Below are 12,842 nucleotides of genomic sequence, written 5' to 3' on the forward strand. Positions count from 1 at the left end.
CCTGTTATTCCGCGCCGCCAACAAAGTCAAGATCTTGACCTTCTTTCAAAGTAACGTACGCTTTCTTAACGTCGCTGCGGCGACCTTGGCGTAGACCTTGACGTTTGGTCTTACCCTTAGTGATAAGAGTATTTACAGACTTAACTTCAACTTCAAAAAGCTTTTCTACAGCTGCTTTGATCTCTTTTTTAGTTGCATCTTTAGCTACTTTGAAAACGATAGTGTTCGCTTTCTCAGCTGCCATAGTTGCTTTTTCAGAGATGTGCGGAGCACGTAGAACTTTTAGGATACGCTCTTCAGTGATCATGCTAGCATCTCCTCAACTTGCTTAACTGCTTCAGCAGTCATTACAACTTTGTCGAACGCGATTAGTGAAACTGGGTCGATACCAGCAACGTCACGTGCGTCAACTTTGTATAGGTTACGAGCAGCTAGGAATAGATTCTCATCTACTTCGCTAGTCACGATTAGAGCGTCAGTTAGCTCAAGCTCTTTAAGCTTAGCAACTAGCTCTTTAGTCTTTGGCGCTTCAACTGAGAAGTTATCAACAACGATTAGACGCTCTTGACGAACTAGCTCAGAAAGAATGCTCTTCATAGCACCGCGGTACATTTTTTTGTTTACTTTTTGGCTGTGATCTTGTGGTTTCGCAGCAAAAGTAACACCACCTGTACGCCAGATTGGGCTACGGATTGTACCAGCACGCGCACGGCCAGTACCTTTTTGACGCCATGGCTTAGCGCCACCGCCAGAAACTTCTGAACGTGTTTTTTGAGCACGTGTACCTTGACGAGCACCTGCTGCAAACGCAACAACTACTTGGTGTACAAGAGCTTCGTTAAACTCACGTCCGAAAGTAGTTTCGGAAACAGTTAGTGCATCAGCACCTTTAACCATTAGTTCCATTACTTACTCCTGAGACGTTATGCTTTAACAGCTGGTTTAACGATCACGTTGCCACCTGTTGAGCCTGGTACTGCACCTTTAATAAGAAGCAGATTGCGCTCAGCGTCAACACGTACGATCTCTAGGTTTTGAGTCGTTACACGCTCAGCACCCATGTGACCTGCCATTTTCTTGCCTTTAAATACGCGACCTGGAGTTTGACATTGGCCAATTGAACCCGGTGCACGGTGAGACAATGAGTTACCGTGAGTCATATCTTGAGTACGGAAGTTCCAACGCTTAACAGCGCCTTGGAAACCTTTACCCTTAGATGTACCAGTAACGTCTACTTTCTTAGTTTCGTTGAATAGTTCAACTGTTAGCTCAGCGCCAACTGCGAACTCTTCACCGTTTTCCAAACGGAATTCCCAAAGACCACGACCAGCTTCAACGCCAGCTTTAGCAAAGTGACCTGCTTCAGCTTTGTTTACGCGGTTAGCTTTCTTAGAACCAGCAGTTACCTGGATTGCAGCGTAGCCATCTGTCTCAAGAGTTTTAACTTGAGAAACACGGTTTGCTTCAACTTCAACAACTGTTACTGGGATAGAAACGCCGTCTTCAGTAAATACGCGGGTCATGCCCACTTTACGACCGATTAGACCAATCATTCTTCTAATCTCCCTTAACCTAGGCTAATTTGAACGTCAACGCCCGCAGCAAGGTCTAGACGCATTAGAGCATCAACAGTTTTGTCTGTTGGCTCAACGATGTCGATTAGACGCTTGTGAGTACGGATTTCGTACTGGTCACGTGCTTTCTTGTTAACGTGTGGAGAGATAAGAACTGTGAAACGCTCTTTACGAGTTGGTAGTGGGATTGGACCACGAACCTGTGCGCCAGTGCGCTTAGCTGTTTCAACGATTTCCGCTGTAGAAGCGTCGATTAGTTTGTAATCGAATGCTTTTAGGCGGATACGGATACGTTGGTTCTGCATGAGACAGAGCTCCAATATTAAAAATTACACAAACAATATCGCCACTCAGACTCGTAAAGACGAGAGAATGCCGATTGATTTATGTGAAACCGTAGCATCCAAGATTAGGACGCATTGTCAGTTAATTTTCGATTAACTACCCCTACATACCAGAGTCACCTCTGGGGATAGTTTTTCCGAAGAAAAGATAGCTAATTGTATTAACCGCGAACATAAGCTGAGTCTACATTACCTCGTAAATCCGAAGATTTACTCGCTCCTCATTGCTCATTGGTTCACAACTGGCTTAACCAGTGCGCTGCATTATACAGATCACACTTTAGGATGCAATAGCCGAGTGAAAAATAATCGAACAAATTTTAGCCACTCGATTCTCCCCTACTTTTGCGCTAGCCAATAAACAAAAAGGACGCCGAAGCGTCCTTTTTTAAACTGTAATCGTAATAGCGTCTGCTATTATTTCTTACCGCTTGATAGTGCACCGAAACGCTTGTTGAAGCGATCAACACGGCCGCCTGTATCAACGATACGTTGCTTACCAGTGTAGAATGGGTGACACTTGTCACATACGTCTAGGTGGATAGATTCCTTCGCTAGAGTAGATTTGAACTCGAAAGAGTTGCCGCAAGAACAAGTAGCAGTGATTGCTTTGTATTCTGGGTGGATACCAGCTTTCATGGGATAACCTCAATTGTAGGCCGTGTCGCTATACGAGTCTAAGCCGCACACCACACGTAATTAATAATAAAAGTGCGATACCGCATCGACCAATCGCCGAAGCCATATCTCAAGGCGCAGTATAGTAATGAATCACTAAGCTAGGATCAACACATTTGGCAACTTTTTCGCCACTTTTTTCACCAGTACTTTAGTACTGAGAGGAATCTACCCTCATTAAATACCGATCACTCGAATTTCTTAGTGCGTTTTAATAGACTATAGCCCTCTTCCCTCTTTTATATAGTAAAGATTCTATGCGTCCATCCATAGCAAGAGTGGCACTGCCAGTCCCTCTCGACAAACAGTTTGATTATGCCATTCCCGGGCATCTGTTTCCGATCATTGGTGGGCGAGTTTCTGTACCTTTTGGGCGTCAAACTTTAGTTGGAATTGTCACCGCGATGGTTAATCACTCTGACTTTCCTAAAGAGCAACTTAAGCCACTTAAAGCTGTATTAGACACCCAACCCATTTGGTCAGAGAAGCTCTATTCTTTGCTTACTTGGTGTAGTCAGTTCTATCAGTATCCTCTTGGCGACACCTTGCACAATGCTATGCCTGCCGCCCTAAGAAAAGGCAAACCTGCTGACTTCTCAACCTTATACGAGTGGCAAATTACCACTTCAGGCAAAGATAAACTTATGCAGGGGCTTGGTCGCGCGGTTAAACAGCAGCGTGCTCTGCAGATGTTGATTGACGGTCCCATTCCACATCAAGAGTTTAGTGATCAAGAAATACCATCTTCAGTGCTCAAGTCTTTAGAGGAAAAAGGCTGGATTGAACGTATTGAAAAGAAACCTGAGATCACCAAGTGGGGAGAGCAAGTTGAGCGTGAAGTAGAGAAGCCCAAGCTTAACCATGAACAAGCTCTGGCAATCGCCAGTGTTAATAGCCAAACCGGATTTGCCTGCTATTTATTAGAGGGCGTTACCGGTTCGGGGAAAACCGAAGTCTACTTAAACCTGATCAAGCCAGTGCTCGAGAAAGGCAAACAAGCGTTGGTTTTAGTGCCGGAGATCGGCTTAACACCGCAAACCATCAATCGCTTTAAGCATCGCTTCAATGTTCCTGTGGACGTTGTTCATTCTGGTTTGAATGATACTGAGCGACTCAATGCTTGGCTTTCAGCGCGAGACAAAGCAGCTGGCATCATTATCGGAACACGCTCAGCTCTGCTTACCCCTTTTGCTGACCTTGGCATTATTATTGTCGATGAGGAGCATGACTCTTCATACAAACAGCAAGACAGCCTGCGCTACCACGCTCGCGATGTCGCTGTGATGCGAGCACATAAAGAACAAGTACCCATCGTACTTGGTTCTGCGACACCTGCTTTAGAAACACTGCACAACGCACTTTCTGGTAAATATCACCACTTAACGCTGACCCAACGAGCAGGCTCTGCGGTACCAACAACGAATAAGGTACTGGATGTTAAAGGGCTTTACCTAGACAGTGGCTTATCTGCCCCTCTGATCGCTGAAATGCGTAAGCACCTCGATTCTGGCAACCAAGTCATGCTGTTCCTAAACCGCCGTGGTTTTTCTCCTGCGTTGATGTGTCATGAGTGTGGTTGGACAGCAGAGTGTAAGCGCTGCGATGCCTACTATACCTTCCACCAGTACAGCAATGAGATCCGATGCCACCACTGTGGCTCTCAACAACCCGTGATTCATCAATGCCAAGGTTGTGGCTCCACTCAGCTAGTAACTGTTGGAGTTGGGACAGAGCAACTGGAGCTTCAACTTGCTAAGCTCTTTCCTGAATACAAAGCGATTCGTATTGATAGAGACAGCACTCGCCGTAAAGGCAGCTTGGAAGATGCTCTCGAATCGATTCGTAAAGGCGAATATCAAATCCTGATCGGTACGCAAATGCTGGCGAAAGGTCACCACTTCCCGAACGTGACGCTCGTGGCGCTGCTGGACGTGGACGGCTCTCTATATAGTAGTGACTTTCGGGCTTCGGAAAGGCTGGCGCAATTGTTCATTCAAGTTGCGGGGCGTGCTGGTCGTGCAAGCAAACCTGGCGAAGTGATTTTACAGACTCACCACCCTGAGCACAGCTTACTTCAGTCTCTATTACAGAAAGACTATCGTGACTTTGCCCTGACAGCATTAGAGGAACGTAAGTTGGCTCAGCTTCCACCTTACAGCTTCTTAACCCTATTTAAAGCGGAAGCTAACCAAAGCGAGTTGGTCGAAGACTTTTTGCGTCAGGTTCGCTTCACCCTTGAGTCACACCCATTGTTTGATGGTTCCTGCATGGTTTTAGGACCGACTCCATCACCATTAGCTAAGCGTGCCGGGAAATATCGTTGGCAGTTGTTACTGCAAACTCAGCATCGCTCATTGATGCAAAAGTTATTAACCAGTGCAAAACCTGCTATTGAGTTGTTGCCAAATGCCAAGAAAGTTCGCTGGAATTTAGACATAGAACCACAGGATCTCAGCTAGCAAACGTTTAACTATGTAATGAATTACCTTCTAATGTGAGTCAAATCACATTAGGATTGCAATTTTTGTTAAACAGACCGTAACTTTCCCTTTAGAAATGAATAGACTATTCAAATTAGTAAAGTCTAAAGTGGATCAGTCACATAGGCTTCAATTAGAACAATGACTCACGTCATCTTGGCGAATATTTTAAGAGGGTAAAAACTATGGCGACAATGAAGGATGTTGCCCAGCTTGCAGGGGTATCTACTGCTACGGTATCGCGAGCATTAATGAATCCAGAAAAAGTCTCTTCATCAACAAGAAAGAGAGTGGAAGATGCCGTACTTGAAGCTGGTTATTCACCAAATTCATTAGCTCGTAATTTACGTAGAAATGAATCAAAGACCATTGTCACTATCGTACCGGACATATGCGATCCGTATTTCTCTGAAATCATTCGCGGTATCGAAGATGCAGCAATGGAACACGGTTACCTAGTTCTTCTTGGCGATAGCGGTCAGCAGAAAAAGCGCGAAAGCTCATTCGTAAACTTAGTATTCACCAAGCAAGCTGATGGCATGTTACTACTGGGCACCGACTTACCATTTGATGTCAGCAAGCCAGAGCAGAAAAACCTACCACCAATGGTCATGGCGTGCGAATTCGCTCCTGAGCTGGAACTACCAACGGTGCATATAGATAACTTGACCTCTGCATTTGAAGCCGTGAACTACCTGACGCAACTTGGTCACAAGCGTATTGCTCAGATCTCTGGTCCAGATACTGCGGTGCTGTGCCAGTTCCGCCAACAAGGTTACCAACAAGCACTTCGCCGTGCTGGTATTAGTAAAGAAGAGCAATACAGCATTGTGGCTGACTTCTCTTTCGAAGGTGGCGTTCAAGCCGTACGCAAACTTCTCGAATTGCCTGAACCACCAACCGCTCTATTCTGTCACTGCGACACCATGGCGATTGGTGCTATCCAAGAAGCGAAACGTCTTGGTCTGCGTATTCCGCAGGATTTATCGGTTGTCGGCTTTGATGATATTCAATTCGCGCAATACTGCGATCCACCGTTAACCACCATCTCTCAACCACGTTATGAGATTGGTCGCCAAGCAATGTTAATGATGCTAGAGCTACTGAAAGGTCACGATGTGCACTCAGGCTCTCGCTTGCTTGAAACTAAATTAGTTGTGCGTGGTAGTGCAGCACCACCACCTTTGCGCTAATCAGTAAGCGAATCCACAACATAAATAGAAACGAAAGCGACGCATCTAGCGTCGTTTTTTTACGCCTATCCTGTACGTAGCTAACAAGATTACGTGAATAGGGTGTTTTCTCGTCGCGTTCTGGATTAACATATTTGCCAGAATCCTTGATGACCAGAAGTAACCGTGGCAAATAGAGATTATGTAAGACGCGGACGCGGCGCTCCGAAGAAGTCGACAAAAAAACAACCTTCCAGAAAGAAACCTTGGCGTAGTGGTCTACTAGCAATCCTGCTTGTGGGCGGTTTTGGCTACGGCTTATATCTACTCAGCAATGATCCTGAACCGAAACAACCCGTTGCGAAACAGGAACCAGTGATCACCAGCAAACCAAAGCCGAAGAAAGAGTTACCACCCCCACCAGAAGAAAAGTGGGAATACGTGGAATCTCTACCGAAGCGTGAAGTGGAAGTCGTTGCCAAAGAAGTCGAAGTATCAAAAGTCCCTTATGTGATGCAATGTGGCGCTTACAAAAAACAGAGCCAAGCTGAAGAACGTAAGCTAGCGATTGCTTTCCAAGGTATTACGAGCCGTGTCATTAAGAAAGACGGAAGCTCTTGGTACCGTGTTGTTCTTGGTCCATACAAGTTCAAACGAGACGCAGAGAAAGACCGCCACAAGTTGCAACGCGCGAAGATCGAGCCATGTGCAATTTGGAAAGAGAATCTTTAATTCTTATTCGATACATTAATGCAGAGACCAACCGAGTGATCGGTTGGTCTTTTCTTTTATTGGAGGGGGCTGCTCATTCTCACGCTAGGGGATGACTCAAGATCATTCATCACCACGAATCCAGTTCAGTTTCACTATATACCCAATATACTTAACGACTCGTTCGTATAAACCAGCCCCCTCGCCAAACACCCTGCTCTCTTCCTTGTTCAAAATGACAAAACGTAATGTCTGCAATCGAAAAACACCTTCCCCTTGAATCCCCGAATCCCTTACCCCATATACTTAATTAAATCCAAAGAGAAATAATTAAGAGGTCGACTGTGACTACCATTGTATCTGTACGTCGAAACAATAAAGTCGTCATCGCGGGTGATGGCCAAGTGTCGCTAGGCAATACCGTAATGAAAGGCAACGCACGTAAAGTTCGCCGCCTATACAACAACCAAGTTCTTGCTGGTTTTGCTGGCGGTACTGCGGATGCCTTTACCCTATTCGAGCGCTTTGAAAGCAAGCTGCAAATGCACCAAGGTCACCTTACTAAGGCTGCCGTTGAGTTAGCAAAAGATTGGCGTAGCGACCGCGCACTTCGCAAACTAGAAGCACTACTGGCCGTTGCGGATGAAACAGCTTCACTGATCATCACTGGTAACGGTGATGTCGTTCAGCCAGAAAACGATCTTATCGCCATTGGCTCTGGCGGCGCATACGCGCAAGCAGCAGCAACCGCATTATTAGAAAACACAGATCTAGACGCGCGAGAAATCGCAGAAAAAGCACTGAACATTGCTGGCGACATCTGTGTATTCACCAACCATCATCACACTGTAGAAGAGCTAGAATCTACAGCAGAGCTTCCTAAGCCAACGGCTTAAGCGTAATCGTAACGAAGTAAGGAAAGAATATGTCTGAAATGACTCCTCGCGAAATCGTTCATGAACTGAACCGCCACATTATTGGTCAAGACAAAGCAAAACGTTCGGTTGCGATTGCACTACGTAACCGCTGGCGTCGTATGCAGCTTGAAGAAAGCTTGCGTGTCGAAGTAACGCCAAAGAATATCCTTATGATTGGTCCAACTGGCGTTGGTAAGACAGAGATCGCTCGTCGTCTTGCTAAGCTGGCAAACGCACCTTTCATCAAAGTCGAAGCAACAAAGTTCACCGAAGTGGGCTATGTAGGTAAAGAAGTGGAAACCATCATCCGCGATCTGACCGATGTTGCTGTGAAGATGACTCACCAACAAGCGATGGAAAAAGTAAAATTCCGCGCTGAAGAGCAAGCAGAAGAGCGTATTCTTGATGCCCTGCTACCACCAGCACGTGATGCTTGGGGTCAAACAGAGCAGAAAGAAGATACTTCGAACACGCGCCAAGTCTTCCGCAAGAAACTGCGCGAAGGTCAGCTAGACGACAAAGAAATCGAAATAGATGTAGCTGCACCGCAAATGGGAGTCGAGATCATGGCTCCTCCTGGTATGGAAGAAATGACCAACCAGCTACAAGGTATGTTCCAAAACCTTGCTGGCGACACCAAGAAAAAACGCAAGCTGAAAATCAAAGACGCGATGAAAGCATTGGCGGAAGAAGAAGCAGCGAAACTGGTGAACCAAGAAGAGCTGAAAGAGTCTGCCATCTTCAACGTAGAGAACAACGGCATCGTATTCATCGATGAGATCGATAAGATTTGTAAGCGCGGTGAAAGCTCTGGCCCTGACGTTTCTCGCGAAGGTGTTCAGCGTGACCTATTACCTCTTATTGAAGGTAGCACGGTATCAACGAAGCACGGTATGGTGAAAACAGACCACATCCTATTCGTCGCTTCTGGCGCATTCCAAGTAGCGAAACCTTCTGACCTGATCCCAGAATTGCAAGGTCGTCTACCAATTCGCGTTGAGCTTGAAGCACTGACCAGCAACGATTTCAAACGTATCCTAACTGAGCCAAAAGCGTCTCTGACAGAACAGTACGTTGCGCTGATGAAAACTGAAAACGTGGATGTGGAATTCACGGAAGATGGCATCACGCAAATCGCAGAAGCAGCATGGACAGTAAACGAAACCACTGAAAACATCGGTGCACGTCGTCTGCATACTGTGATGGAGCGTTTGATGGATGAGATTTCTTACGACGCAGCAGAGCAATCAGGTGCGAAGTTCGTGATTAACGCGGCTTACGTGAAAGATCGCCTAGGCGATACGATTGAAGATGAAGATCTAAGTCGCTTTATTCTTTAATCGTAATCTATCATGCCAAAGCCCAGAACCTTGTTTCTGGGCTTTTTCGTTTAGAATGATGGGGACTTTAACAAGGTCTAGACCAAAAGAGTTCATCATCCTAGCGAAATCAGGCGTGGCTAGAGACCTAATCATCGCTCTTCTCTTCATGAAAGAGCGCCGTTTTATTGCCTCAAATATGGAAACTGTGTTCCTTCTCTATAAGTCTTTGAGTCTTAATTGAGTTGTTTCAAGTCAATAGCGCATCGAGCGCTTTGTGCTTATACTGGGCACATTGGTTACTAGCACGAAATATCCATGAAACAATCATTGCAGATCTGGCTTGAAGCCGCTCGCCCAAAAACTTTACCTCTCGCACTGGTGTCTATTTTAACTGGTAGCGTACTTGCATACTCTGCTGGTCACTTCTCGCTGACCATCGCAGTGATGGCATTTGTCACAGCAACACTGCTGCAGATTTTATCTAACCTTGCGAACGATTATGGCGACGCAGTGAAAGGCACAGATAACGACAATCGCTTAGGTCCTCAGCGGGCGATGCAGTCTGGCGCAGTCACAGCGGATCAAATGAAAAAAGCGATCATCTTCAACATCATTCTGACTGCCATTGCCGGTCTGACATTGGTGTTTTACGCGCTGAGCTCGTTTGAAAGCATCATTACCTTTATTGGCTTAGGCATTCTTGCCATCCTTGCGGCGATTGCGTACACCATGGGCAGTAAGCCTTACGGCTATGTTGGTCTAGGTGACTTATCAGTATTCCTTTTCTTTGGCTTACTTGGTGTATCTGGCACTTACTTCCTGCACACGGGTCATGTTGATGCGACATTGTTCTTACCTGCGCTAGGCTGTGGTTTATTGGCGGTAGCAGTACTGAACATCAATAATATGCGTGATATCGAAAATGATAGCGAATGTGGCAAACGCACCATGGCAGTTCGACTAGGACAACGTAAAGCCAAGCAGTATCACTTTATTTTGCTTGGTGGTGCGCTACTGGCTTTTGCCGCTTACCTGCTCATTCAAGACAAGCCAGTATGGATCAGCTTACCCTTCTTGCTCAGCATCTACGTAGTAGCCCACCACGGGAAAGCCGTTTGGGATACTGAGAAACCAGCACAAATTGCACCTATGATGCCAGTTGTCGTGAAGTGCTCACTGGTGACTAACGTTTTATTTGCAACAATTGTGGTAGCTCAAACTCTGATGAGTTAAAAAAGGATTGTCATTGCATTGACTTAATGCCTAGATATACTCAAAGACAACAGTTTCTGTTTAGAAAGGTACGCTATGGAATACAATACCTCAGCACTCTGTGATATCTATCTTGATCAGGTAGATGTAGTTGAACCGATGTTCAGTAACTTTGGCGGTCGAGCGTCGTTTGCCGGGCAAGTGACGACGATTAAGTGTTTTGAAGACAACGCACTGATCCGTGAAACGTTAGAACAAGATGGTATCGGGCGAGTATTGCTGATTGATGGTGGCGGTTCCTTACGCAGAGCCTTAATCGATGCAGAAATCGCAACACTAGCAGAAGAAAACGAATGGGAAGGGATTGTGGTTTACGGTTGTGTTCGCGAAGTGGACGAACTGGAAGACATGAACCTTGGCATTCAGGCTCTCGCTTCAATTCCTGTTGGGGCAGCAAATCAAGGCATTGGTGAAATAGACGTACCAGTAAACTTTGGTGGTGTTAGCTTCCTACCTGAAGATTACATCTATGCCGATAGCACAGGCATCATTCTTTCACCTGAGCCACTCAATGTAGACTTAGAGCTCGATGAAGAAGACGAAGATGAAGCAGAGTTAAATTAATCTTTTATTAGCAACTAGCCACATCGCTAAAAAACATCGCCAAATACGCAAACACCCGCCGAAGCGGGTGTTTTTGATTCTGGATACTTAGGTGGATTATTCCACTTCGTCCATCTTGCCAAGTAGTGCACGAATGCGCTCTTGCCATTGTGCGTGCTCTTGTTGAGCTTGCTGAGATTTTTGCTCTAGCTCTTCACGTTGAGAACGAAGCTCGTTAGCTTCTGTTTCAAGTTTTACTTTATCTTCTTTCAGCTCTTCGACTTCCATCTGAAGAAGAGTGATTGTGTCAACTGCAGTTTGAATTTTCGCTTCTAGTTGTTCTAGTACTTCAAAAGACATCTTGGCCTACCTATTGTTATTCCGTTGGGACGATGCGCGAGCGTTCGCTTGCACCTTACCGATAAGGTTCATTCTACTCAGCGTAGCGACGAGAAACACTCACTATATTCGATATTTCGCATCATTCGGTTAAAAAATCAGCGCAATCTCACTAAACGCTGACTTTTCTTATCCTAGAGGCATTTTTGAACAATGCAATTTGCTCTCACGACGCCAAAAACTCACCCAAGTATTGATCAAATTCAACTTAGTTAAAGTAAAAGCTCAGCAAAAAGGCAAACGTTTAACTTACGATGTGATAGAATCGCCGCGCAAATTCTTCTTCCCTCTTGTTACTTGGAGACATCATGAAACGCGATTTAGCAATGGCATTTTCCCGTGTTACTGAAGGTGCCGCTCTGGCTGGCTATAAATGGCTTGGTCGTGGCGACAAAAACGCAGCGGACGGTGCTGCTGTTGAAGTTATGCGCACCTTGCTGAACAAAACAGACATCAGTGGTGAAATCGTTATTGGTGAAGGTGAAATCGATGATGCGCCAATGCTATACATTGGTGAACAAGTGGGCATCGGTGGTGATGAAGTAGATATCGCCGTTGACCCGATTGAAGGCACACGCATGACGGCAATGGGCCAATCTAACGCATTAGCAGTGCTAGCAGCCGGTGAGAAAGGCAGCTTCCTTAAAGCGCCGGACATGTACATGGAAAAATTGGTTGTTGGTCCTGGTGCAAAAGGCGTTATCGACTTAGGTAAACCTCTAAAAGAAAACCTAGAAAACGTTGCTAAAGCACTGAACAAGACTCTTGATACACTTGTTGTGATTACGCTTGCTAAGCCACGTCACGATGAAGTGATCGCAGAGATGCAAGCGATGGGCGTTCGTGTATTCGCAGTGCCAGACGGTGACGTAGCCGCTTCAATCCTAACTTGTATGCCAGATAGCGAAGTAGACGTGATGTACTGCATCGGCGGCGCTCCAGAAGGCGTTGTATCGGCAGCAGTGATTCGCGCACTAGACGGTGACATGCATGGTCGTCTTCTTCCTCGTCACGAAGTAAAAGGCGATACTGAAGAAAACCGCATCTACGGCGCTGCTGAACTTCAACGCTGTGAAGAGATGGGCGTTCAAGCGAACGTGGTTCTAAAGATGGAAGACATGGCACGCAGCGACAACGTAGTATTCTCTGCAACGGGTATTACCAAAGGTGATCTACTGGAAGGAATCTCTCGTCAAGGTAACATCGCAACAACAGAAACCCTATTGATTCGCGGTCGCTGTCGTACTATTCGCCGCATCAAGTCTACGCACTACCTAGAGCGTAAAGACCCTGAAGTGCGCGATATCATTCTTTAAGCAGTATTCGAGGCTCCCACTCCCCCTGAGTTGGAGCCTTTCTTTTCTGGTAAGTCATTTAAACTTCGTTTTTAATCGCGAGACTGAGAATCTAATTCCAGCAAGCTCTTAAGC

The 12,842-nt window shown here is 45.9% G+C and carries 13 protein-coding genes and 1 pseudogene; 8 read left to right on the forward strand and 6 right to left on the reverse strand.

Annotated elements, in window-relative coordinates; translation table 11 throughout:
- Positions 1-4: 4 nt before the first annotated feature.
- The 5 genes from rplW to rpmE all read right to left on the reverse strand — a co-directional run bounded on the left by rplW (position 5) and on the right by rpmE (position 2,557).
- Positions 5-307 (reverse strand): 50S ribosomal protein L23, encoded by a 303-nt coding sequence (rplW, locus tag OH459_RS10455; protein WP_004398471.1) that lies wholly within the window; start codon positions 305-307, stop codon positions 5-7.
- Positions 304-906 carry a 50S ribosomal protein L4 gene (gene rplD / locus OH459_RS10460; protein WP_005435074.1) on the reverse strand — a complete coding sequence of 201 codons (603 nt, stop codon included), beginning with the start codon at positions 904-906 and terminating at the stop codon, positions 304-306. The genes rplW and rplD overlap by 4 nt, the downstream gene beginning before the upstream one ends.
- Before the next feature lie 17 nt (positions 907-923).
- A complete protein-coding gene (gene rplC, locus OH459_RS10465) occupies positions 924-1,553 on the reverse strand; it encodes a 50S ribosomal protein L3 (protein WP_005435072.1) in 630 nt (209 codons plus the stop codon).
- A 14-nt stretch (positions 1,554-1,567) separates the two neighbouring features.
- Positions 1,568-1,879 (reverse strand): 30S ribosomal protein S10, encoded by a 312-nt coding sequence (gene rpsJ / locus OH459_RS10470; protein WP_004410492.1) that lies wholly within the window; start codon positions 1,877-1,879, stop codon positions 1,568-1,570.
- Positions 1,880-2,335: 456 nt separating this feature from the next.
- On the reverse strand, positions 2,336-2,557 hold the full coding sequence (gene rpmE, locus OH459_RS10475) for a 50S ribosomal protein L31 (RefSeq protein ID WP_005450576.1): 222 nt from the start codon (positions 2,555-2,557) through the stop codon (positions 2,336-2,338).
- A gap of 296 nt (positions 2,558-2,853) precedes the next feature.
- Here rpmE and priA point away from each other — a divergent pair, with 296 nt between their 5' ends.
- From priA to rraA, 7 genes and pseudogenes are all read left to right on the forward strand, one after another.
- Positions 2,854-5,055 carry a primosomal protein N' gene (gene priA / locus OH459_RS10480; protein WP_269986672.1) on the forward strand — a complete coding sequence of 734 codons (2,202 nt, stop codon included), beginning with the start codon at positions 2,854-2,856 and terminating at the stop codon, positions 5,053-5,055.
- A gap of 203 nt (positions 5,056-5,258) precedes the next feature.
- A pseudogene (cytR, locus tag OH459_RS10485) lies at positions 5,259-6,269 on the forward strand (DNA-binding transcriptional regulator CytR); the annotation flags it as partial.
- Between the two features lie 165 nt (positions 6,270-6,434).
- Positions 6,435-6,980: an SPOR domain-containing protein gene (locus OH459_RS10490; RefSeq protein ID WP_269986674.1), complete on the forward strand. Its 546-nt coding sequence runs from the start codon at positions 6,435-6,437 to the stop codon at positions 6,978-6,980.
- A 323-nt stretch (positions 6,981-7,303) separates the two neighbouring features.
- Complete coding sequence (gene hslV, locus OH459_RS10495) at positions 7,304-7,855, forward strand: ATP-dependent protease subunit HslV (protein WP_009698878.1); 552 nt, start codon at positions 7,304-7,306, stop codon at positions 7,853-7,855.
- Between the two features lie 29 nt (positions 7,856-7,884).
- Positions 7,885-9,216, forward strand: coding sequence for an HslU--HslV peptidase ATPase subunit (hslU, locus tag OH459_RS10500; RefSeq protein WP_009698879.1), 1,332 nt, complete (start codon positions 7,885-7,887; stop codon positions 9,214-9,216).
- A 297-nt stretch (positions 9,217-9,513) separates the two neighbouring features.
- The gene (locus OH459_RS10505) at positions 9,514-10,431 is read left to right on the forward strand and encodes a 1,4-dihydroxy-2-naphthoate polyprenyltransferase (RefSeq protein WP_005450584.1); all 918 of its coding nucleotides are present in this window, start codon (positions 9,514-9,516) and stop codon (positions 10,429-10,431) included.
- A gap of 75 nt (positions 10,432-10,506) precedes the next feature.
- A complete protein-coding gene (rraA, locus tag OH459_RS10510; protein ID WP_005450585.1) occupies positions 10,507-11,034 on the forward strand; it encodes a ribonuclease E activity regulator RraA in 528 nt (175 codons plus the stop codon).
- A 96-nt stretch (positions 11,035-11,130) separates the two neighbouring features.
- Here the strand turns inward: rraA and zapB are convergent, their stop codons facing one another.
- Positions 11,131-11,373 (reverse strand): cell division protein ZapB, encoded by a 243-nt coding sequence (zapB, locus tag OH459_RS10515; RefSeq protein ID WP_005450586.1) that lies wholly within the window; start codon positions 11,371-11,373, stop codon positions 11,131-11,133.
- Positions 11,374-11,720: 347 nt separating this feature from the next.
- On the opposite strand from zapB, the gene glpX reads away from it, so the two are divergent.
- Positions 11,721-12,728, forward strand: a complete 1,008-nt coding sequence (glpX, locus tag OH459_RS10520; RefSeq protein ID WP_005450587.1) for a class II fructose-bisphosphatase — start codon at positions 11,721-11,723, stop codon at positions 12,726-12,728.
- Positions 12,729-12,842 lie beyond the last annotated feature (114 nt).

Source organism: Vibrio sp. MM46 (assembly GCF_027587135.1).
Lineage (GTDB): Bacteria > Pseudomonadota > Gammaproteobacteria > Enterobacterales > Vibrionaceae > Vibrio > Vibrio harveyi.